This is a genomic window from Chromohalobacter sp. 11-W (assembly GCF_029889905.1).
Lineage (GTDB): Bacteria > Pseudomonadota > Gammaproteobacteria > Pseudomonadales > Halomonadaceae > Chromohalobacter.
Genome location: NZ_JARANZ010000005.1, coordinates 112249 through 133502 on the forward strand (window position 1 = coordinate 112249; position 21254 = coordinate 133502).

Consider the following 21254-nt stretch of genomic DNA (forward strand, 5'->3'; position numbering starts at 1 on the left):
AGGATCGAGCGCACAGGCATGGCTGGCAACGCTAGCCGACCACAAGAATGATGCGTATCAAGGTACTGGAACGAATCCCCCTCAATCGCGAAAATTCGTGTACTGCAGGGCCAGTTCGGGGCCGGCATCGCTCTTCAACAAGGCGATTGCCTGCTGCAGTTCATCGCGCTTCTTGCCGGTGACACGCACCTTGTCGCCCTGGATCTGTGCCTGCACCTTGAGCTTGGCCTCCTTCAGTCGCTTGACGATGTCCTTGCATTCCGGCTGCTCGAGGCCCTGCTTGAGCACTACGTCCTGGTGGGCGCGCACGCCGCTGGTGACGGGGTCCTTGATGTCCATGCAGCGGGCATCGATGCCACGGGCGATGAGCTTATTGCGCAACACGTCGAGCATCTGCTTGAGCTGAAAATCTACCTCGGCTTCGAGGGTCACCGTCTCGCCCTCTAGGGCGAAGCTCGCGGTCACGCCCCGAAAATCGAAACGGGTCTGGATCTCGCGATTGGCTTGATCGACGGCGTTGCTGGCCTCGTGCTTGTCGAACTCGGAGACGATATCGAAAGATGGCATGACACTTTCCTCACTCGGGTAAAATCGGGCGCGATTCTAGCATGAACCCCGCGCATGCTTGCCCACGGCGTCACTCGAGGTAGCGGGGCACTCATCAAGCGTCGAATCGCTCAGCGCCTTGCGCATCTGCCAGGCCGCGCAGCCATCGACGTAATAATCCTCGAGCCAGCGCAGTACGGAAAAACCCATGCGCCGATAAAGGCCCAACGCAACGCGATTATCGGCACGAACTTCCAGTTGCAGGCGTGTCATGTCACGCCCCCTCGCCTCACGCTCAAGTGCCTCGAGTAACGCGCGCCCTACTCCGCCACCGCGCGCTTGTGGGGCCACGCAGAACGAGTAGAGGCGCGACACACGACTGTTGCGCCGGAATAGCAGCGTAGCATAACCGACCACCTCCCCACCCGGGGCGGCATATGCAACGAGCGTATAAGCGTTGGCACGCGCCAATAGATAAGCCAGTTGACGGCGTGTAAAGCGGTCGCCATCGAAACAAATCGCCTCAAGATGACAGAGCGCATCGAGGTCGGTAACGGTGGCGGCGCGCAGGGAACAGGACATGCGAATGTCTCCGGGGTAACGCGGACAGAGTAGCGCGAATCGTGTATAGAAATTATTTCAAGGCGGGGCTATTGTCGAGACGCGGCTCGCTGCCCATTCTAGACACGATTTATTCAAGGTCGATTGACGTTTCTCCTTCACAAGGAAGGTCTATGTCCCGCCTGCGTATCGTCGTCGACCGCCTCGACGACTGGTTGCCCTACTACCCCAGCGATGATGTGATCAGCGCCGCCGATTTCCTGGCACTGGAGTCGGCTGCCCCCGACAAGACACGCGATGCCACGCATGTCATCAACCTCTGCCGTGGGCTCGACTATCTGGAGACGGGCTACTATGTCTCGTTGCTCGCCCAGGCGCGCGGCCAGCGCGTCCTGCCCTCGGTCGAGACACTCAACCAGCTCTCGCGCAAGGCCTTGATCGACCTTCAGCTCGAATCGCTGGAACCCATGATGCGCGATCTCGAAAAGCGCAGCGCGTTGAGCGGCGATGAACTAAGCCTGACGGTGCTGTTCGGTGAATGCGACCAAGAGGGACTAGGCCGGCTGGCGCGCCGTCTCTTCGAACGCCTGCCGTGTCCCCTGCTAGACGCCAAATTTCAAAAGCGTCATGGCACATGGCGTCTGACGCGCTTGAAGCCCCTGGCCCTCAACGCCTTGCAGGGAAGCGATCAGGATCGTTTCGCGGCGGCCTTGAACCGACACTCACGCAAGGTATGGCGCACGCCCAAGGCGCGGCGTCGCTACCGTTTCGACCTGGCGATTCTCATCGATCCCCAGGAGGCCATGCCGCCCAGCAACAAAAGTGCACTCAAGCAATTCATTCGCGCCGGTCGGCGACGCGGCATCGATGCCAGCCTCATTACCCGCAAGGACGAAGGCCGTCTGGCCGAGTTCGATGCCTTGTTCATCCGCGAAACCACACGACTCGACCATCACACCTACCGCATGGCCAAACGCGCCGAGCACGAAGGTCTGGTGGTCATCGACGACCCTCAGTCGATCCTGCGCTGTACCAACAAGATCTACCTGCATGCATTGCTCGGTGCACGCGGCGTCCCCGCGCCGCGCGGCGTACTGCTGAGTCGCGACGATCTGACCCAACTGTCGAACAAGGTCACCAGTCTCGACTTCCCGCTGGTGCTCAAGGTACCCGACGGCGCGTTCTCGAAAGGTGTGGTCAAGATCACCTCGCTCGACGAACTCAAGGAGCAGGCCTCGCGCTTGTTCGCCTCCTCCGCGCTGCTGTTGCTACAGGAATGGCTGCCCACCGATTTCGACTGGCGCATCGGCATTCTGGATGGCGAGGTACTCTTCGCCAGCCGCTATTACATGGCACGCGGGCACTGGCAGATCTACGATCACTCACGCCCGAGGGTGCGTAGCGGCAGCTTCACCACGCACCCGCCATCGGACGTGCCCAAGGCGATTCTCAAGGCCGCGCTGAAGGCCACGCGCCTGATTGGCGATGGCCTCTACGGCGTCGATCTCAAGCAGATCGGCGAGCGCGTCGTGGTCATCGAGGTCAACGACAACCCCAACCTGGATGCCGGTGTCGAGGACGCCTACCTCGGGTCACGGCTCTACGCACGCGTCATGGATGTCTTCCTGGCGCGTCTGGAGCGCCACGCGACATCGGAAACGCGCTGACGACAGCACCGGTGCCGGCATGGACGCCGACACCGACATATCCCCTTCAGCCTTCGAACAGCAGCAACAGCGAAAGCGCGAACAACACCCACATGGTGGGCTTTATCTCTTGGGTCTTGCCCACCGCCAGCTTGACGATCACGAACGTTAAAAAACCAAAGGCGATCCCGTGCGTGATCGAATAGGTGAAGGGAATCAGCACCATGGCGACGAAGGCCGGGATGGCGTCGTCGAACTGGTGCCAATGGATCTTGCGAATGGGGTCCATCATGAACACGCCGACCAGAATCAGCGCCGGCGCCGTGGCAATCGCCGGCACCAACGACAGCAGCGGCGAGAGGAATAGAAACGGTAGGAACAACACCGCCACGACCACCGCGACGAGCCCGGTACGACCGCCCTGGCTGATCCCCGCAGCGGATTCTACATAGGCATTGGCCGGGCTGGTTCCCAGCGGCCCGGAGATCAGCGCGGCGCTGGCATCGACGATCATCGAGCGACGAATGTTGCGCGGGTTACCATCGGCATCCTTCAAGTTACCCGCCTCGGAGACGCCCATGAAGGTGGAAAGCGCGTCGAAAAAAGTCGTGAACAGCAACACGAAGATGAACGGCCAGTAGGCCACCGATAATGAGCCCCACAGATCGAGCGCCATCAAACCGCTTAAATCCGGCATGGCGAAGATGCCGTTGAAGTTGACCAGCGTCGACGACGCCATGTCCTCGGGAAAGTAACGGCTGCCATCGCCCCACAGGCGGCCGATCGGCACGCTGGCCAACGTGGTGAAGACGATCCCCAAAATCAGCGCGCCGGGCACGTTGCGCACCACCAGCCAGGCGGTGACCGCGAAGCCGATGAGAAACGTCACCAGCACCGGATCGAGCGAGGCCATGCCGACCACGGTGACGGGGTTGGGGACGATGAACTGTGCGTTGACCAAGCCGATAGTGGTGATGAATAGACCGATGCCGCAGGCGATGGCGTAACGCAATTGCGCCGGAATCGCATCGATCACCAACTGACGCGCATTGAACGCCGCCAGCAGCGCAAAGATGACCCCGGCCCAGAACACGCAGCCCAGTGCGGTCTGCCATTCCATGCCCGCCCCCAATACCATGGTGTAGGCGAACAGCGCGTTAATGCCCATGCCAGGCGCCACCAGGATCGGGTTCTTGGCGTAAAACCCCATCATCACACTGCCGAAGAAGCTGACCAGCACGGTGGCAGTCAACGCACTGGAAAAAGGCACACCGGCATCGCTTAGCACCGTCGGATTGACGACGATGATGTACATCGAAGCCAGAAAGGTCGCGATCCCCGCCAGGATCTCGGTGCGCGGGGTGCTCCCCTGAGCCCGGATGCCGAAAAGTCGTTCGAACACGTCGCGTTCTCCACACAGGTTGGGTTGGGATGAGACGTCGCGCAGTATAGCCAATCTCGCCCCTCGTGCTCATCCCCAGCCACGTCATGGCTGCACAAGGCCGCTTGCCTGTGCCATGATCTGGCAAGCATTCACGCGCCCCACGTCCACGCGGGAGAAGACCATGAGTTCAGAAGACAACCTGCTGCCGCTGATCGTCGAGCCCGAGCAGCTCGCCGAGCATCTCGGCGCCCCCGAACTATTGATCGTCGATGTACCGCTCAAGGCCGACAGCTACACCGACGGCCACGTACCCGGCGCGGTGTTTCTCGACCATCGCCGCCTGCTCGTCGGCAGCGGCACGGTACCCAACGACATCCCTGACGAAGAAGCGCTTTCCGCGCTGTTTTCCGAACTCGGCCTGACCCGCGACACGCACGTCATCGCCTATGACGATGAAGGCGGCGGCTGGGCTGGACGCCTGCTGTGGACCCTGGAGCTCATCGGCCACACCCGGTATTCCTATCTCAACGGCGGCATTCACGCCTGGCGCGCCGACGGGCAACGCGTCGAGCGCGAATCCAGCACGCCCACGCCCAGCGACTACCAGGCGACGATCCATCAACCTCAGGCTCAGATCCGCCGCGAAGAACTCATCGACCGCCTCGGTGAGCGTGAACTCGCGGTCTGGGACGCCCGTTCACCGGACGAATATCGCGGCGAAAAAGGCAAGAACGCCCACATGGGGCATATTCCCGGCGCCGTCAATTTCGAATGGACCGATGCCATGGACCCCGAGCGTCACCTGCGGCTGCGCGATTACGCCGAACTCGTCGCAGAGCTCGAGGCAAAAGGCCTGACACCGGACAAGGAAATCGTCACTCACTGCCAGAGCCATCATCGTAGCGGCTTCACCTGGCTGGTGGGCAAGGCCCTAGGCTTCGAGAAGATGCGCGCCTATCCCGGCTCCTGGCAGGAATGGGGCAACCGCGACGACACGCCAGTAGAGAAATAAGCCACGCCCCATCCCCCGGCGATGCGTGCGTGCCGGGGGCTATTGCGCCCATGACGCCACGCCACTATCGTGGCATGCCTTTCGACCTTGCCGTGGATATGCCCGTGGATCGCGACGAACTCTTCGCCAGAATTCAACACCCCCTACCCCATCACCTGATTTCACGTGGGGTGGGCAAGCTTGCCGAGAGCCGTACGCCGTGGCTCAAGGACCTGCTCATTCAGCGTTTCATTCGTACCTTCGATGTCGACATGAGCCAGGCCGTCGACAGCGATCCCGAGGCCTACGCCTGTTTCAACGACTTCTTCACCCGCGCGCTCACGCCCGAGGCGCGGCCCATCGGCGAGGGCATCGTCTCTCCCGCCGATGGCACGCTGTCGCAGTTCGGTTCCATCGACAACGGCACCCTCGTCCAAGCCAAGGGGCATACCTATTCACTGACCGCCCTGCTGGGAGGCGACACGCATCGCGCCGCGCCCTTTCGGGACGGCCAATTCGCCACGGTCTATCTATCGCCGCGCGACTATCATCGCGTGCACATGCCGGTGACAGGCACCCTGCGCGAAATGATCTATGTGCCGGGGCGGCTGTTCTCGGTCAATCAGGCCACTGCCAATCACGTGCCGGGGCTGTTTGCCCGCAACGAGCGCCTGGTCTGCCTGTTCGACACCGAGCACGGCCCGTTGGCGATGGTGCTGGTCGGGGCGATGATCGTCGCCGCCATCGAAACGGTCTGGGCCGGCCAGATCACGCCGCTCAGCGGGCGCGTGCAAACGACACGCTTCGACGAGCCCATTGTGATCGAGAAGGGTCAGGAGATGGGCCGCTTCAAGCTCGGCTCCACCGTAGTGATGTGCTTCGGTCACGACGTCGCGTTTCGCGATGTCTGCACCGACGGCCTGATGGTCAGCATGGGGCAATCGCTCGCTTCCTAAGAGAGTCCCCATGACTGGCGGGGCAAGGCGAAGCGAGGGTCTTTTTGCCAGGGATGGCAAAAAGTAGCGCCCAGGGAGGGTTTACAGCGCTCTCGCGGCGACTTGCTCCGTCAGGCTGGACACGGCGCTAACAACGCGGCGTGGCAAACGCCATCACTTCCGCCACGCTCGTCTTGCCCAGCGCCAGTTGGATCAAACGATCCATGCCCAGCGCCACCCCACTGCCGGAAGGCATGCCGGCCGTTAGCGCCGCCAGCAGACGGGCATCGGCATCCACCTCGCTGCGCTCTAACCGTCGGCGTTCTCGATTATCCTCGACAAAGCGCGCGGCCTGCTCCTCGGCATCAGTGAGCTCATCGTAGCCATTGGCCAACTCCACCCCTTGCCAGTAGACCTCGAAGCGCGCCGCGACCTCCGCCCCATCCTCGGGATCGGGGTGGCGCCGCGCCAGCGCCGCCTGACTGGCCGGATAATCAACGACGACCTCCAGCCCTTCTTGGCCGAGGTGCGGCTCGATGACAAACGCCATCAGTGCGTCCAGGCACGCATCGCGCTCGGCATCGTGAAGATCCATACCGGTCTCGCGCTCGGCGGCTTGGCATAGCGTGGCCAGCGACGCAGTGAAGGGATCGAGCCCCACCTGAGTGCGAAACAGCTCGCGATAGCGGCGTTGTCGACATGGCCCAGGGTCGCGCCCCAGCACGTGGCGAATCAACGCCTGGGTTTCGTCGATCAGCACGGAAAGCGAAAAGCCCGGGCGATACCACTCGAGCATGGTGAACTCGAGATTGTGGCGACGCCCCACCTCTCCGTCGCGGAAGCTGCGTGCCAGCTGAAAGATCGGCCCGCTGCCCGCCGCGAGCAAGCGCTTCATGTGGAATTCCGGCGAGGTTTGCAGCCACAACCGTTCGCACCCACCCTGTGTCGTGGCTTTCAGCGACAGGCTCGCCAGGTGCGGGTCGGTGCTGCCGCCGTGCCCCAGCACCGGGGTTTCCACCTCCAGCACATCGCGCTCGGCGAAGAATGCTCGCACCCGCGCCAATAGCCGCGCCCGCTCGCGCAGTGTCTCGATACTCGCCGAGGGCTGCCAATCGGTTGTCATCAAACGCTCCTTTAGAAACGACAAAGCCACGCCGAAGCGTGGCCAAATCCAGTCTTTGTTCGAAGCCCGGTGGGAGGGAACTTGTTCCCGATAGACTTGTAGCGATCCCTATCGCGAATAAATTCGCTCCCACGAACCCACCCCGAAGGCACCGAGCGGCTAACAGCTCGAAGCTGAGTTTAGGCCCGCGAAACGTATTCGCCGTTACGCGTATCGACCTTGAGCACTTCGCCTTCGTTGATGAACAGCGGCACGCGCACCACCGCGCCGGAGGACAGCGTGGCCGGCTTGGAGCCGCCTTGTGCGGTATCGCCCTTGAGGCCGGGGTCGGTCTCGACTACTTCCAGCTCGATGAAGTTGGGCGGGGAGACGGCAATCGCGTTGTCGTTCCACAATGTCACGGTGTAGACGACCTGCTCCTTGAGCCACTTCTCGACATCGCCGATGGCCTTCTTGTCGACCGCGTACTGCTCGAAGGAGCCATCGGTGCGCATGAAGTGCCACATGTCGCCATCGCTGTAGAGGTACTCCATGTCCAGTTCCAGCACATCGGCACCTTCCAGCGACTCGCCGGACTTGAAGGTCCGGTCCCAGACGCGCCCGGTGATCAAGTTACGCAGTTTGACACGGCTGAATGCCTGGCCCTTGCCCGGCTTGACGAACTCGTTCTCGAGGATGCTGCACGGATCCCCGTCAAGCATGACTTTCAGACCGCCCTTGAATTCATTGGTAGAATACGTCGCCATGATGCCTCGCTAGTTGCATGCGTCGTAGCGTGCGCTACGCAGATTGCTCGATGCGCCTCGTCATGGGATGACACCACCGCCATCACGAGGCCCATAGGAAATAGCCGCCCATGATAACCCGAACATCCATCGCTTTGCAGAGCGTGAATGCCGCGTCCGGCGAAGACGCCCCCGAAGGCGCCACCTTGACCCCGCGTCAGCACTCGCAGGACTGGCAAGCCCAGTTGCGCGAGGCGGTACGCGACCCGCACGCACTGTGTCGGCACCTGGGGCTCGATCCCGCCTGGCTGCCGGGCGCCGAGGGAGGCCATGCCCTGTTTCCGGTGCGCGTGCCGCACGCCTATCTATCGCGCATTCGCCACGGCGATCCAGACGACCCATTGCTGCGCCAAGTGCTGCCTCTCGAGCGGGAAAGCGACAGCGTCGCCGGTTTCGTCAGCGACCCACTCGAGGAAGCCGAGCACCGCCCGCGCCCAGGGTTGATCCACAAGTATCGCAACCGCGTGCTGCTGATCGCCAGCCCGGCCTGCGCCATCAATTGTCGCTACTGCTTTCGTCGACATTTCCCCTACGCCGAGAATTCCCCCTCGCGCGCGCAGTGGGCCTCCACGCTCGACTATCTGCGCCAGGACACCTCGATCAACGAGGCCATTTTCTCCGGCGGCGATCCGCTGGCCTCGCCGGACCGGCGCCTGGCCTGGCTGGCCGAACGCCTCGCGGACATTCCCCATCTCAAGCGCCTGCGTCTGCATACGCGCTTGCCGGTGGTGATTCCCGACCGCGTCGATGGCGCGCTGCTCGACTGGCTGGCGGCCACGCGACTGCAGACCGTGATGGTGGTGCACATCAACCACCCTAACGAGATCGACACGCACGTCGCCGAGGCGATGGCGCGGTTACGCGGCGCCGGCGTCACCCTGCTCAATCAGAGCGTGCTACTGCGCGGCGTCAACGATGACGTCGAGACGCTCGCTCGGCTCTCCGAGCGGCTTTTCGAGGTCGGCATACTGCCTTATTACCTGCACGTGCTCGACCCCGTCGAAGGCGCCGCGCATTTCGACGTCCCCGATGCCGAGGCGGTCACGCTGGTCGAGACGCTACGCACCCACCTCGCCGGCTTTTTGATGCCGCGCCTAGTGCGCGAGATACCCGGCGAGGCCAGCAAGACACCGCTAGCCTAGGTCGCTCACGATGGCCGACGACCAACCGGTCTCACGCCGACAGGGCGCGCGCCACGATCTCGCGTTCCCGCTCGGGCAGCGTCAGGGCTGATGCCAGCTCGTGCCCACGCGGGGACATCTTGCGCCAGGTCTTGGCGACGATGCGCACCAACTTGTCGTCATCATGCTCGCGGGCGAAATCGCTGAAATAGTGCGCCATGAAGACCAAACAAGCGGTGTCTTCCAACGCTTGGGTGTCTGCGTCACGCTTGAGGTTTTCCTTGCGGATCAAGGCGCCGACATGCTCCGCTGCCGCCTCGTCGTAGCCTGCCTCGCGGACGATCGTCTCCGCCAGTGCCGCTTGTCGACGCCCGAGATCGCGCCGCCAAGCCAGATAGCCGGGACGATCGCGCGGGTAATCGTCGCGCGGTACTTCCCAGCGCCGCAGATGCTGGGCGCGCACCGCGAGTTGCAACGGCTCCGAGGCCTCCGGAGCGACCCGCGCCAGCCAGTCGCTCATGCGCTGCGCATAGAGCAGCTCGGCGGGCCGTTCGCCGGCTTCCTCCGTCGCCTCGCGCTTAGGATCCTCAGCATGGGCGGCATCCATAGCCGCCTGCGCGCGCTGAAAGGGCGTGCTCTCGGTCATGCTGACCTCCTTAGGATTCGTGCCCGAACGTGCGTGTCTGAATATGTATATCTAAATAAGGCTCATCGATAGCGCTGCCCGCGATATTCCAACCAGCCGTCGAGATGATCGCCGCCGGGGTCGCGATGCGTCCAGTGCACGACACCGCCCTCGGGATTCCATTCGTACTCACCGAAGAAGCCCACTGTGTCCCCAACGCGCAGCCCCTCGATCCGTGGCGCCAGGTCGATATTGTGGGCGACGAGCACGGTCTGGCCACTCGACAAGCGCAGAATGAAGCGCTGATGGCGGCTACCTTCATCGTCGTCCGGCAGCACGCGCACCACCTCGCCGCGTGCCTCGACCTGAAGCCCGCTATGGTGCTGCTGGTAGGCCTCGCGCAGGGTCACGACGCCCGAACCTGCGGCGTCGCCGGCCCTCGGTGCCGACACCGAGGGCGCCAGGACCGCCAGCGCTCCGGCGAGTACGAGTACCGCCGCCGCGAACGTCAGGCCGAGGAGGATCGCGCGGCGACGCATGCTCATACTGACCTCAGGCCTCGCCAAGCGTCTCGGCGGTAACGTTGGGCGCCGGCGCCTGCTGAGTACGCCAATGGCGGTTCAACGCGCCGAGCACCGCCTTCATGGAAGCGCTGGTGATGCTCTCGTCGATGCCGACCCCGAATATCGGCGTCTGCTCGACACGCACCTCGACATAGGCCACCGCTTCGGCGTCGGCACCCTGGCCGCGCGAATGTTCGTGATAGTCGATGATCTCGACATCCAGCCCGTGGGCCGCCAGCGCCTTGATGAAGGATGCCAGAGGGCCGTTGCCCTCGCCGGTGACGTGGCGTCGCTCGCCCTGTTCATCGATCTGGGCGTCGAGACGCACGCGGGGGCTATCGTCATCCGAGCTCAGGCGATGATTGATCAGCGCATAGGGATCGCGGCTGGTGAGGTATTCGTCCTCGAAGGTGCGATAGATCATTTCTGACGTGATCTCGCGCCCGGTGCGCTCGGCCACCGTCTGCACCACCTGGCTGAACTCGATGGACAAGCGACGCGGCAGCTCGATGCCGTGCTCCTGTTCCAGCAGATAGGAGACACCGCCCTTGCCCGACTGGCTGTTGACGCGGATCACCGCCTCGTAGGAACGCCCCACGTCGAGTGGGTCGATGGGCAGGTACGGCACGCCCCAGAGACTCTCGGGATGCTCGCGGCGCTCGGCCATGCCTTTCTTGATGGCATCCTGGTGCGAGCCGGCAAAGGCCGTGAACACCAAGTCACCGACATACGGGTGGCGCGGATGCACCGGCAGCTGATTGCAGTGCTCGACCTCACGCATCAGCGGCGTGATATTGGAAAAGTCGAGCTGCGGATGCACGCCTTGGGTGTACATGTTCATCGCCAGGGTGACGATATCCACGTTGCCGGTGCGCTCGCCGTTGCCGAACAGCGTACCTTCCACGCGGTCGGCGCCGGCCATCAACGCCAGCTCCGCCGCCGCCACGCCGGTGCCACGATCATTGTGCGGATGCACGCTCACCACCAGGCTATCGCGCCGTGCGACGTGACGGCAGAACCACTCGATCTGATCGGCATAGTGATTGGGCGTGGCGATTTCCACGGTGGCCGGCAGATTGACGATCATCGGCTTGGCCGTCGTCGGCTGATAGACCTCGCTGACCGCCTCGACGATTTCCACGGCGAAATCCAGCTCGGTCGAGGTAAAGAGCTCCGGCGAATACTGGAAGGTCCAGTCGGTTTGCGGGCGGGCCGCCATCATGTCCTTGATCTGCGCGGTAGCGTCCTTGGCGATCTGGATGCATTGCGACTTGTCGACACCGAATACCACCCGGCGGAAGACCGGGTCGGTGGCATTGTAGACGTGCACGACAGCGCGCTTGACGCCTTCCAGCGCCTCGAAGGTGCGCTCGATGAGGTGCGGCCGCGCCTGGGTCAGTACCTGGATGGTGACGTCATCGGGGATCGCGTCGTCCTCGATTAGCTCACGCACGTAGTCGAAATCGATCTGCGAAGCCGAGGGAAAGCCGACCTCGATCTGCTTGAAGCCGGTCTTGACCAGCAAGTCGAAGAAGCGCCGCTTGCGCTCGAGATCCATGGGATCGATCAGCGCCTGGTTGCCGTCGCGCATGTCCACGCTGCACCACACGGGCGGATGCGTGATCCGCTGTGCCGGCCACTGACGATCGGGCAGGTCGACGGCCTCGAAGGGACGGTATTTGGTGGAGGGGTCCTTGAGCATCATGGCGTTGTCTCCTTCTGCGATATTCTAATGACGGGAATCGGAATGTCTTTCCCCAAGCTGAAACACGACGACGCCCCGCAGCGGATAAGCACCACGGGGCGTCGGCAATGACATGACACATCGGCTCGCGGCGACGCGCGTTCGACAATGGCGCGAAACGCATTCGGGGAGGTCAGGGAAAGAGTGGCGGTATTCGACATGGCGGACATTTTCTTCGTTGGACGGGGCTTCGTTAGACCGGGAGGGTGACGATGCGCAAGGCATCCGCCGGCTCATAGGCCGATGGTAAGTCGTAGGTCTAAACGTAGTAGTCGCATGTCGAAGATTGTCATATAGCTAACTAAACAGCTGCGTGCATGGCTGTCAACCGCCACTCACGGTGATGGCACCTCCTCATCGAGCGCCGCGTGACCGTCTCGCCACAGGCGCACCAGCCACGCCGGGGCATGCGGCTCGTCGAGACAACGCTGCCAATGCGGCTGCCCGGTACGGCGCGAGGAAAGCGTGAGACGGAAAAAGCGCCCGTCGGGCGACATAAGCGCCGCCTCGGGCAGCGCCACCAAGGCTCGCAACCCCGTGTCGAGCCGCGCCCATTGCAAGGGCGTCAGGCGGTCGCAATCGATTTCGCGCGGCGCGGCCAACCCCGGTAGATAAGCGAAACCGCCCTCGCGCGCGACCGCCAGGCGCGTATCGCCCGACAGCACCGGCAGTTCGGTTTTGCTCATGAGATGACGCCCACCCCGCGCCAGGCCTCACCCACCGCACGATGCTCGCGACTCTCGGGCCCATGCAGGTGCTCGGCGTGATCGAGCGTCAGGGCGGCAAAGGCCGCGAAATCCGCTTCGCGGCTCAGTGCCGCGTCGCGCATCGCTGCGTACCATACCGGCCCCACGCTTTCCCAGGCGGGTGCTTCAAGGGCCACCGCGGCAAGGTAAAACGCACGATTGGGAATGCCTGAATTGATATGCACACCGCCGTTGTCGGCTTGCGTGTCGACGAAATCGCGCATGTGGCCCGGCTGCGGATCGCTCCCCAGCACAGGATCGTCATACGCCGTTCCCGGTGCTTTCATGGAGCGCAGCGCCTGACCCTGCACCTGATCGGTCAACAGATTCGCGCCGATCAGCCAATCGGCACTCTGAGGCGACTCGCCGGCATGGTACTGCTTGACCAGCACCCCGAACACATCGGCCAGCGACTCGTTGAGCGCCCCGGCCTGATCGGCATACACCAGGCCGACATCGCGCTCGATCACACCATGCGTCAATTCGTGCGCGATGACTTCCAGCGCCGCCGTGAAGCGCCGAAACAATTCGCCATCACCGTCGCCGAAGACCATCTGCGAGCCGTTCCAGAACGCGTTGTCGTAGTCGCGAGCGTAATGCACGGTGCCGATTAACGGCATGCCCTTGGCATCGATGGAATCGCGCTCGAAGACCTCCCAGTAAAACCGATAGGTCGCCCCCAACCCTTCATAGGCTTCGTCCACGGCCGGATCGCCACTCTCTGGCTGGCCTTCGTCGCGCACCAGACGCCCAGGCAGCGTCTGCTCATTCTCGGCGCTGTAAATCCGACGGTCGGGGCGCCCGGCAACGGCCCGCGCGGCATCCCGTTGCGGTGCCGGCGCGCCGCGCTGGCGAAACCAGTGATCGGCCTCGAGCGTTTGCTGGGCACATCGACGTAGGCGCCCCGAACCCTGCGCCGCGACGCGCTCGAGCACATGGGGCGGCATGAAACCGCGCGCTAAAGTCTTCGTATCCGGCATGAACTTGGGTCCTCGATCGGCTATCGGGTATACCCAGGCAGTGTGGCTCAGGATGCTCGATCAAGCACAACGAAACACGCTAAACCGGCGTCATGCGGTAGCGCGCAGAATTCACGGCCTCTTTCAGCGTGCCCAACTGGCCGATATCGTCGTCATCGAGACGCTGATCGAGACGTCGCGAGGGGCTGCGGGTGTTGAGCACGACATGCACCTGATTGGGCGTGCCGCGCGCGTCGTGACGCTGAACCCAGGCGAGCGCGCCGTTGGCATAGAGTGCCAGGGATCCGATCGGCGCCATGCCGAAGCGGCGGATATAGCGTTGTACCCAGGTATTGTCGAAACCCTCGGCCTGTGTCAGCAGATGTCGATAAACCTCGCGCTGCGTCCAGGCGGCACGCCCGGGACGCGGACGCGTCATCACGTCGGCGACGTCCACTACCGCCATCATGCGCGCCAGCTCGGGCAACGCGTCCCCCCGCTTGCCCGCTGGGTAGCCGCTGCCATCGAGTCGCTCGTTGGCCATGCCGATGACTTGCTCGACGACATCACCATCCAGCCAACGACAGTCGTCCAGGCGCTCGCGTATCAAACCGACGTGGGTGTGGAGTTGAACTTGCTCTTCCGGGCGCAGCACTTCATCACGCAACAAGGCATCGGGCAGCATGCCCTTGCCCAGATCGTGAACCAGGGCACAGGCCACCACCGCCTTGAGACGTTCCGGTGCCATGCGTCGCGACTGGGCAAGATCCAGCAGTCGCACGGCTACCATCAGGCTATGCTGCACCAGATGCGACTCCTGGGTGAGGCACGCACTCGCATACAGCAGCGCCTGACGATCCTGCTGCCACAGCGTCAGCAACGTGTCGGTACTCCGCGAAAGCTGCGTCGAGGCCACCGGCTCACCGCTTTTCAACTGCACCAATTGCGCGTTGAGATAATCGGCGACTTTCTGCAGCCGGGACGCCATTGCGCCTCCCGGTTGCGAGCGTGCCTGCCGGCGACGCGAAACGTCACGTCGGGCGGCGTCGGGCGATTGAAACAGTGTCGAAGGCTCCAGGGGACGCCCGGTATGCATGACGGTACGCGCGCTTTCGCGCTCGATCTCCTTGACGCAGTACCACACCAGGCGCTCCATCGCGGACGATAAACCGACGAACTCGCAGCCCGCCTGCGCCTGCGTCCATGCCTCGTCAGTGCGCACATGGCGGACGCTGGCCGGTAGTTCGAAATGACGCTGGTTGGGAAACGTCAGGCGAATGCTATCGATGACCTTCTCGGGCTTGATCGCAGCCGCTGCGGCCAACGGTAACGCGACCAGGCAGCCACCCAGCGAGAGATTGCAAAGCCACCCTTCATACGGTGTGTCCTCGCCCGCCACACGTAACACAACGCCGACCTCCATGCCGGCACGCAGGCTGGCCCGAAAGCTCTGACGCCGATGCATCACGGACACCGCCTGCGGATAATCGCATACCACCTGCAGGCGCTCACCCTGCTCGCGCCATTCATTCACCGCGAGTGCCTGGATGGTCAGCATCGCGCCCTCGACCTGCCCCATCAGTTGGAATTTCTCGCCGCGCCTTAGCCGAGGAACGATCTCGCGGACCGCCGAGACATCCAGGCACAGCGAGTCCTCCTGGATGATGTCCATGACCACCACGGGCCACGGCGTTCCGTCACCACTCTCGAAGCACAGACTCGCGCCCCCGGGCAGGGTCAGGGCCTCGAGAAAGCCGTAAAGTTCGCCGGGGTGCGTAATGTCTTGGGAGGGTGCGGGATCGGATGGCGACATTGAGGTCTCGATGCTGACGAAACGAAAACGAGCACCTCCGTCACGCGGCGTGCTCGTGTAAGGGTATGTAATCTGTTATCGACTATATCACGCAAGACTTGAATGCTTGCCAGCATCGCACGGTTGCAGACCGATGCTCTAAAATGCCATGTAAAACCTAGTCTTCGAACGCTTCCATAATCCAGCGCGCCGCGGGCCACATCACACTCCCATGATCCGTATTGGCAAACTCTGTGAACCGCGTCTCCAACATTAGGCACTCACGCTGCAACCACTCCGCCATCCCCCGTGCATTATCTACCATTGCATTGTGACGTCGTCGCTCACCCTTAGGCGTGCCGCGCTCTTCCGGCATAGGAGTTTGCTCGAGCGCTCCCACACCCATCAGCACGCGCCGGTCTTTGAGTTTTCGGCATAGCCCCGGATCAGCAAACGCCGCGACGGCATCATCAAAAAACCGCTCACGATGCCACCATAACGAGGGACTGATGGCAATATAGTCACGGAAGCATTCCGGGCATGTCAGCAATACATACAGTGTAAAGAGCCCACCGTAAGAGTGCCCAAACAGTGACTGACGAGAGCGATCAAGCGCATAACGCGACGCCAAAGCAGGTTTAAGTTCGGTTTCGATAAAAGCAAGAAATCGGTCGGCGCCGCCATGCGGGGTATCATCGCTCATATCCGCTGAGTCACGACCCGGAGGTATATAATCCTCGGCGCGGGCCGTTATCGCAAAGCGGTCAATACCGGGATAGCCGATACCCACGACTATAAGAGGCAGGCCGTCACCACGTGGGCCGCCGCGTGTCAGGGTCTCCCGAGCTTCGCGCAACAAAGGTAAGCGTGCATTGCCATCCAGTGCGTAAAGCACTGGATACCCGGCACGCGGAGCTCCGGCCTTGGGCAGGGCCACTTCAATCAGATAATCACGCCCCGTATGTTGCGAATGCAGCGTGAAGGACTGAGTCATGGGCAACGTCACGGGTGAAGGAACCATCCGGGCACCTCCTTCATCAGCCAGTGCCGGCATGCCGACCATCCAGCATAGCCCCGCCAACCAAGCGCCAGCGGATCGTTTATCAAAAATCATAGCGCAGCGAGGCGACGACGTTGGACGGCGCCCCCACCATGTTGAAGGTGTTCACCCCGCCGACCCGATTGTAATACTCCCGGTCGAAGATATTGTGGAAGTTCAGCTGGCCACTGACATGGGCGGTAAAATCGTAGCCAAGCATCGCATCAACCACGGCGTAGCCCGGCGCCTCGACCCCGTTGCTTGAGCTGAAATCGCTCATCGCGGTGACTCCACCCCCGACATGCAGCCCGCCCAGCATGCCGCCGCTGAAGCCGTACTGCGTCCAGAGATTGACAATGTTATTGGGCATCAGCAGGAAGACGCCGTCGTCACGAGCGGTAGACGCCTCCTGGATTTCGGTGTCGATGTAGGTGTAGCCGGCGATGACGTCCCATTGCGGCGTCAGCGCTCCGGTCAGTTCCAGCTCGGCGCCCTGGATGCGCATCTTGCCCACCGCCACGACATAGTCGGCGCCGGTGTCGTCGGGCGTCGCCGCGCGGTTCTCGTCGTAGAGGCGGAAGGCGCTGATCCGCGCATTCAGGTCGCCGCCGAAGTAGCTGCCCTTGATTCCCACTTCGTACTGATCGCCCTCGCGCGGTTCGAGCAAATCGCCGCTAGCGTCGTATTCGGTCTGGGGCTTGAAGACCTGTGAATAGCTGGCATAGAGCGAGTGGTCGGGGCCAAGGTCATAGACCAGGCCGGCATAGGGTGTCAGCCTGGTGTCGTTGCGGCTCTGGCTGTCGTCGGCCACGCGGTCCGCATAGTCGACGTCGTAGTGGCTCAGCCGCCCGCCGGCGATCAGCGCCAGCGACTGCACCGGCCGCAAGGTCAGCTTGGAGTAGACGCCGGCCTCCTCGAGCGTGGTATCGCTGTGGCTGTACCCGCCGCCGCTGGCCCGCGCCGCGCCGAGGATATCAACGTAGGCGAGATCGTTGAGCGCGTCGAGGGTCACGCGCCCTCCGGCCACACTGCGCGAGCGCCCCGACTCGATGTCCGTCTCGTAGCGCTTGTAGTCGCTGCCGACGACGAACTCGCTGACCTGGCCGAACGCCGAAAATGGCTGGCTGTAGCTGGCGTCCAGCGACAACGCCTGCTGGTCGACGCGGCTACCGATGCCCGCCACCGTCAGCGTGTCGTCGGCCGCCAGGGCGCTGCCGCCGAAGGCGTAATTGTAGGCGGCGTTGCGGTCGGAGTAGCGTGCCGCGAAGCGCCCGTAGCCGCCTCCCGCGAAGCGGTGGGTCAGTTCGGCGATCCAGTCGTTGGACTGGCTTTCGAAAGCGTTCCAGTCGGCGCCATAGAAGGCCGAACGGCGCCCGTAGAGCAGCTCGCTGTCGCTATCCACCGGCTGGCCGTTGTTGACCACGATGTCCTTGGTGTTGCGGATAAAAGCCAGCCCTAGCGTGGTCGCCTCGTCGAGATCGACGTCCACGGCGGCGTAGATGTCGTTCTGCTCGTTATCGTTGTGGTCGACGAACTGCGCGTGATCGGTGTGGTCGATCACCAGGCGGCCGCGAATGCGTCCCTCGGCGTCGATCGGCCCCGAAAGATCGGCCTGCGTTGCGCGTTGATCGATACTGCCCACGCTGCCGCTGACGTGTCCCTGGAACGTAGCGGTGGGACGCTTGCGGACGAGGTTAACGATGCCACCCATCTCGCTGGTGCTGTTGAACAGACCCGACGGCCCGCGCATGATCTCCACACGGTCGAAGGCAACCAGCGACGGCACCGAGCCGTTGATACTGGTCATCGGCGCCGGCAGACCATCGATGTTGAACTCGTCGTATTCATAGCCGCGGGCGTAGATCGACGAGCGTCCGTTGTCGTTGCTGAGCACCCGCATCCCCGGGGTGCGCCGGCCCAGTTCGTCGAGTGTCGTGAAGTTTTGATCCTCGATGGCATCGCGGGTCACCACGCTTATCGACTGAGGAATGTCGCGCAACGCTGCCGGCGTCTTGGTACCCACGGTCGCGGCGTCGACGGTGTATCCGCCGATCACCTCGGACGGCAGCATTTCATAGAGCCGATTTCCCGTGACTTGGATCGTATCCAGCCGGGCGGTGTTCCCTTCTTGGGCTACGGCATCTCCCACAATACCGCTGATGAGAAGCACGACGCCGGTATATAAGCCGTTAATAGTGAGTCTTCGTAGCATAGGCGTGACGTTCCGTGGCGCGATATTACGCCCATACTGTCGCTGAAGTATTGTCATGGCGCTGTCCCCTGCTCTACCAACAGAAATGAGAATTCATTGCATTTAATTAGAACACCGCGCATTATTCCATGGTGAAAAGGCCAGTGCCTTTGCCCTCGTCCCCCAGAGCTTTGTGAATACGGCAGCATGCCGGCGAGACTCGACACCCATGAACGCCTTATCGCGGCCCCCATTGATTGACGTACGAGAACTGCAGGGCCTATCCCGTGTCGTCACCCAGACACATAGGTGCCGCGCGCCGAGCTGGGATCATCGCTCGGCGCCACTGCTGGGAAATATGCAGATGTACGAGGTGCAGCCTGGATTGTTCCTGCGCCTAGCACAGGTTCGTGACCGCGTTGGCTTGATCAGTGAAGCGAATCTGTGGCCCGCCTTGAAACTGGCGATCGTCTGGCGAGGGGAAGCACGGATTGCCTTCGGCGGACACGCCACCACGCTCGGGCCTGGGGCGTCTGCCATGGCCCTGGTAGTCGCGCTGGACGAAGAAGCGCCATTTTCACGCCACGGCCACGTCGGCGGAATAGAAAATACGTTGACCCTGACGCTGACGCCGCAATGGCTGAAACGCCGCTGGGGCGTACATGCCGCCAGCCAACTGTTGCCGTTTGGAAGACAGCAGCATCTCGCGCAATGCGTGTGGACGCCCTCGGTGCATTTGAAGGCCTGGTTGGAACGCATCGGCGAATCGCCGGCGCGCCCCTCCGGGGCCAACCAACTGCAATTGGAAGCACTGGCCATGGCCGTCGTCGGCGAGGCTCTTGACGCCATCAACTCGCCCTTGGCTCGCGACGTCTCCCCAGCACATCACGACTGGACAATACGTCTTCAACGCCTCATGGAAAGCGGTGAAGCGGGGCGACTCTCGCAAGAAGCACTAGCGCAACGCATGGACATGAGCCTGAGTCAGTTGCAACGCCGCTTTCACCAGCGACACGGCATGGCCTTGGGACAGTATCTCCGCCGTCAACGCCTGGAAGTCGCACGCGGGGCCCTCGTAGATGACCGTATCAGCGTGGACAATGCCGCCGCCTTGGCCGGCTACAACAGCGCGGCCAACTTTGCCACGGCCTTTAAACGTGCCTTTGGGGTCACACCCAGCATGTGCCGACGAATGCCACGTTAGACGGCAGCCTAGCGGCACGCGTCGCGGTGACGCGTGCACGTGAGAACGGCACCTGAGTCAATGGCCTTCAAAGGCGGGTCAGTTCATCCTCGTGATAGCCCAACAGGTAGAGCACGGCGTCCAGCCCCAGCGTGCTGATCGACTGCCGCGCCTGCTGGCGCACCAGCGGCTTGGCGCGGAAGGCGATGCCCAGCCCTGCGCTTTCCAGCATCTTGAGGTCGTTGGCGCCATCACCCACGGCAATGGTCTGCGCCATGTCCCATCCCTCGCGCCGCGCGATTTCGCCCAGCCACCAGGCCTTGCGCTCGGCGTCGATGATCGGCTCGCGCACCTCGCCGGTGATCTTGCCGGCGTGGATCACCAGTTCGTTGGCGTGAATCTCGTCGAAACCCAGGCGTTCCTGCAGGTAGCGCGCGAAATAGGTGAAGCCTCCGGAGATGATCGCAGTGCGATAGCCCAGGCGCTTGAGATGCGTCATCAAGCGTTCGATGCCATCCATCAGCGGGAGGGTCTCGGCTATCTCGCGCAATACCGACTCGTCGAGCCCTTCCAGCTTGGCCATACGCTCGCGGAAGCTCTGCTTGAAATCCAGCTCGCCGCGCATGGAACGCTCGGTGACGGCGGCCACTTCCTCAAAGACACCGTGCCGGCGAGCCAACTCATCGATCACCTCGGCCTGGATCAAGGTCGAGTCCATGTCGAAGCAGATTAGCCTTGGGTGTCGCCGCCACAAGGAATCTTCCTGAATGGCAACATCCACTCCCTGGCGTGCACCCAGCTCGAGCGCCTGCTCGCGCAGGCGAGGTAGCTCGACCGCCGCGCCGCGCAGGATGAACTCCACGCAGGCGCCATGCGGAGGCTGCTCATCGAGAGAATCGCCCCCCGACAAACGCGCAATACGCTCGACGCTCAACCCATGCGCCGCCGCCAGCTCACCGACGTCGGCGAGAATCCCCGAGGGCAGCCGAGGCGCCAGCAGGGTCAGGATCAGGCGCGGCATCTCGGCCTGAGTCTCGAGGGTTTGCCATGTGTCCGCCGTCACCGCTTCGACTTCAACGGCAAGCCCCTGTTCGATGAGATCTTGTGCAGCGAGATGCCCATTCAGTTGCGCTTTGAAGGCGTCGGCGCCGACCTCGGCGTCCACCAGCATCTCGAAGGCGACGTGGCCCAACGCACTGTGCTGGTGAATATCCACCAGCCGCGCCTGGCATTCCATCAAGGCCGCGCCTAGCGCTGCCAACTGGCCCGGATGGTCGGGACCGCCGGCGCGAATCAATAACCGCTGTGTCATATGGCCTC

General features: G+C 62.8%; 19 protein-coding genes. 5 read left to right on the forward strand and 14 right to left on the reverse strand.

Annotated features, from left to right (window positions below; translation table 11 throughout):
* Window positions 1–81: 81 nt before the first annotated feature.
* Both OP494_RS08690 and OP494_RS08695 read right to left on the reverse strand, forming a co-directional pair.
* The gene (locus OP494_RS08690) at window positions 82–567 is read right to left on the reverse strand and encodes a YajQ family cyclic di-GMP-binding protein (RefSeq protein WP_280540347.1); all 486 of its coding nucleotides are present in this window, start codon (window positions 565–567) and stop codon (window positions 82–84) included.
* A gap of 36 nt (window positions 568–603) precedes the next feature.
* Window positions 604–1128, reverse strand: a complete 525-nt coding sequence (locus OP494_RS08695; protein WP_280540348.1) for a GNAT family N-acetyltransferase — start codon at window positions 1126–1128, stop codon at window positions 604–606.
* Between the two features lie 152 nt (window positions 1129–1280).
* Between OP494_RS08695 and OP494_RS08700 the strand changes: the two genes are divergently transcribed.
* Window positions 1281–2774 carry a RimK family protein gene (locus tag OP494_RS08700; protein ID WP_280540349.1) on the forward strand — a complete coding sequence of 498 codons (1494 nt, stop codon included), beginning with the start codon at window positions 1281–1283 and terminating at the stop codon, window positions 2772–2774.
* A gap of 46 nt (window positions 2775–2820) precedes the next feature.
* Here the strand turns inward: OP494_RS08700 and OP494_RS08705 are convergent, their stop codons facing one another.
* On the reverse strand, window positions 2821–4155 hold the full coding sequence (locus OP494_RS08705) for an NCS2 family permease (protein WP_280540350.1): 1335 nt from the start codon (window positions 4153–4155) through the stop codon (window positions 2821–2823).
* 163 nt (window positions 4156–4318) lie between these two features.
* Here OP494_RS08705 and OP494_RS08710 point away from each other — a divergent pair, with 163 nt between their 5' ends.
* The gene (locus OP494_RS08710) at window positions 4319–5149 is read left to right on the forward strand and encodes a rhodanese-like domain-containing protein (protein WP_280540351.1); all 831 of its coding nucleotides are present in this window, start codon (window positions 4319–4321) and stop codon (window positions 5147–5149) included.
* Between the two features lie 98 nt (window positions 5150–5247).
* Window positions 5248–6084 (forward strand): archaetidylserine decarboxylase, encoded by an 837-nt coding sequence (gene asd, locus OP494_RS08715; RefSeq protein WP_280540510.1) that lies wholly within the window; start codon window positions 5248–5250, stop codon window positions 6082–6084.
* Between the two features lie 127 nt (window positions 6085–6211).
* Here the strand turns inward: asd and epmA are convergent, their stop codons facing one another.
* Together epmA and efp are read right to left on the reverse strand one after the other, a co-directional pair.
* Entirely contained in the window at window positions 6212–7186 is a 975-nt protein-coding gene (gene epmA, locus OP494_RS08720) for an EF-P lysine aminoacylase EpmA (RefSeq protein WP_280540352.1), read from the reverse strand.
* Between the two features lie 179 nt (window positions 7187–7365).
* Window positions 7366–7932 carry an elongation factor P gene (gene efp, locus OP494_RS08725; protein WP_040242404.1) on the reverse strand — a complete coding sequence of 189 codons (567 nt, stop codon included), beginning with the start codon at window positions 7930–7932 and terminating at the stop codon, window positions 7366–7368.
* 110 nt (window positions 7933–8042) lie between these two features.
* Between efp and epmB the strand changes: the two genes are divergently transcribed.
* Window positions 8043–9113, forward strand: coding sequence for an EF-P beta-lysylation protein EpmB (gene epmB, locus OP494_RS08730; RefSeq protein ID WP_280540353.1), 1071 nt, complete (start codon window positions 8043–8045; stop codon window positions 9111–9113).
* A 31-nt stretch (window positions 9114–9144) separates the two neighbouring features.
* On the opposite strand, the gene OP494_RS08735 is transcribed toward epmB, so the two are convergent.
* From OP494_RS08735 to OP494_RS08770, 8 genes are all read right to left on the reverse strand, one after another.
* Window positions 9145–9738 (reverse strand): DUF4202 domain-containing protein, encoded by a 594-nt coding sequence (locus OP494_RS08735; protein WP_280540354.1) that lies wholly within the window; start codon window positions 9736–9738, stop codon window positions 9145–9147.
* 62 nt (window positions 9739–9800) lie between these two features.
* Window positions 9801–10262: a DUF3465 domain-containing protein gene (locus tag OP494_RS08740; protein WP_280540355.1), complete on the reverse strand. Its 462-nt coding sequence runs from the start codon at window positions 10260–10262 to the stop codon at window positions 9801–9803.
* Between the two features lie 7 nt (window positions 10263–10269).
* Entirely contained in the window at window positions 10270–11985 is a 1716-nt protein-coding gene (gene leuA / locus OP494_RS08745) for a 2-isopropylmalate synthase (protein ID WP_280540356.1), read from the reverse strand.
* A gap of 374 nt (window positions 11986–12359) precedes the next feature.
* Window positions 12360–12710, reverse strand: a complete 351-nt coding sequence (locus OP494_RS08750; RefSeq protein WP_280540357.1) for a protealysin inhibitor emfourin — start codon at window positions 12708–12710, stop codon at window positions 12360–12362.
* A complete protein-coding gene (locus tag OP494_RS08755) occupies window positions 12707–13750 on the reverse strand; it encodes a M4 family metallopeptidase (protein ID WP_280540358.1) in 1044 nt (347 codons plus the stop codon). The genes OP494_RS08750 and OP494_RS08755 overlap by 4 nt, the downstream gene beginning before the upstream one ends.
* Before the next feature lie 79 nt (window positions 13751–13829).
* A complete protein-coding gene (locus OP494_RS08760; RefSeq protein ID WP_280540359.1) occupies window positions 13830–15542 on the reverse strand; it encodes an HD domain-containing phosphohydrolase in 1713 nt (570 codons plus the stop codon).
* 157 nt (window positions 15543–15699) lie between these two features.
* A complete protein-coding gene (locus tag OP494_RS08765; protein ID WP_280540360.1) occupies window positions 15700–16575 on the reverse strand; it encodes an alpha/beta hydrolase-fold protein in 876 nt (291 codons plus the stop codon).
* Window positions 16576–16624: 49 nt separating this feature from the next.
* Window positions 16625–18772, reverse strand: coding sequence for a TonB-dependent siderophore receptor (locus OP494_RS08770; RefSeq protein ID WP_280540361.1), 2148 nt, complete (start codon window positions 18770–18772; stop codon window positions 16625–16627).
* 343 nt (window positions 18773–19115) lie between these two features.
* Here OP494_RS08770 and OP494_RS08775 point away from each other — a divergent pair, with 343 nt between their 5' ends.
* Window positions 19116–19955 (forward strand): AraC family transcriptional regulator, encoded by an 840-nt coding sequence (locus OP494_RS08775; RefSeq protein ID WP_280540362.1) that lies wholly within the window; start codon window positions 19116–19118, stop codon window positions 19953–19955.
* A gap of 67 nt (window positions 19956–20022) precedes the next feature.
* Here OP494_RS08775 and serB read toward each other — a convergent pair whose 3' ends face one another.
* Window positions 20023–21246: a phosphoserine phosphatase SerB gene (gene serB, locus OP494_RS08780; protein WP_280540363.1), complete on the reverse strand. Its 1224-nt coding sequence runs from the start codon at window positions 21244–21246 to the stop codon at window positions 20023–20025.
* Window positions 21247–21254 lie beyond the last annotated feature (8 nt).

What these genes read in the sequence shown, in the direction of transcription:
- epmA (WP_280540352.1), bottom strand. Translation starts at nt 7,186, where the DNA reads ATGACAACCGATTGGCAGCCCTCGGCGAGTATCGAGACACTGCGCGAG.
- OP494_RS08765 (WP_280540360.1), bottom strand. Translation starts at nt 16,575, where the DNA reads ATGCCGGCACTGGCTGATGAAGGAGGTGCCCGGATGGTTCCTTCACCC.
- efp (WP_040242404.1), bottom strand. Translation starts at nt 7,932, where the DNA reads ATGGCGACGTATTCTACCAATGAATTCAAGGGCGGTCTGAAAGTCATG.
- OP494_RS08775 (WP_280540362.1), top strand. Translation starts at nt 19,116, where the DNA reads ATGTACGAGGTGCAGCCTGGATTGTTCCTGCGCCTAGCACAGGTTCGT.
- OP494_RS08770 (WP_280540361.1), bottom strand. Translation starts at nt 18,772, where the DNA reads ATGCTACGAAGACTCACTATTAACGGCTTATATACCGGCGTCGTGCTT.
- asd (WP_280540510.1), top strand. Translation starts at nt 5,248, where the DNA reads ATGCCCGTGGATCGCGACGAACTCTTCGCCAGAATTCAACACCCCCTA.
- epmB (WP_280540353.1), top strand. Translation starts at nt 8,043, where the DNA reads ATGATAACCCGAACATCCATCGCTTTGCAGAGCGTGAATGCCGCGTCC.
- OP494_RS08740 (WP_280540355.1), bottom strand. Translation starts at nt 10,262, where the DNA reads ATGAGCATGCGTCGCCGCGCGATCCTCCTCGGCCTGACGTTCGCGGCG.
- OP494_RS08700 (WP_280540349.1), top strand. Translation starts at nt 1,281, where the DNA reads ATGTCCCGCCTGCGTATCGTCGTCGACCGCCTCGACGACTGGTTGCCC.
- OP494_RS08750 (WP_280540357.1), bottom strand. Translation starts at nt 12,710, where the DNA reads ATGAGCAAAACCGAACTGCCGGTGCTGTCGGGCGATACGCGCCTGGCG.
- OP494_RS08695 (WP_280540348.1), bottom strand. Translation starts at nt 1,128, where the DNA reads ATGTCCTGTTCCCTGCGCGCCGCCACCGTTACCGACCTCGATGCGCTC.
- OP494_RS08690 (WP_280540347.1), bottom strand. Translation starts at nt 567, where the DNA reads ATGCCATCTTTCGATATCGTCTCCGAGTTCGACAAGCACGAGGCCAGC.
- serB (WP_280540363.1), bottom strand. Translation starts at nt 21,246, where the DNA reads ATGACACAGCGGTTATTGATTCGCGCCGGCGGTCCCGACCATCCGGGC.
- OP494_RS08710 (WP_280540351.1), top strand. Translation starts at nt 4,319, where the DNA reads ATGAGTTCAGAAGACAACCTGCTGCCGCTGATCGTCGAGCCCGAGCAG.
- OP494_RS08735 (WP_280540354.1), bottom strand. Translation starts at nt 9,738, where the DNA reads ATGACCGAGAGCACGCCCTTTCAGCGCGCGCAGGCGGCTATGGATGCC.
- OP494_RS08755 (WP_280540358.1), bottom strand. Translation starts at nt 13,750, where the DNA reads ATGCCGGATACGAAGACTTTAGCGCGCGGTTTCATGCCGCCCCATGTG.
- OP494_RS08760 (WP_280540359.1), bottom strand. Translation starts at nt 15,542, where the DNA reads ATGTCGCCATCCGATCCCGCACCCTCCCAAGACATTACGCACCCCGGC.
- leuA (WP_280540356.1), bottom strand. Translation starts at nt 11,985, where the DNA reads ATGATGCTCAAGGACCCCTCCACCAAATACCGTCCCTTCGAGGCCGTC.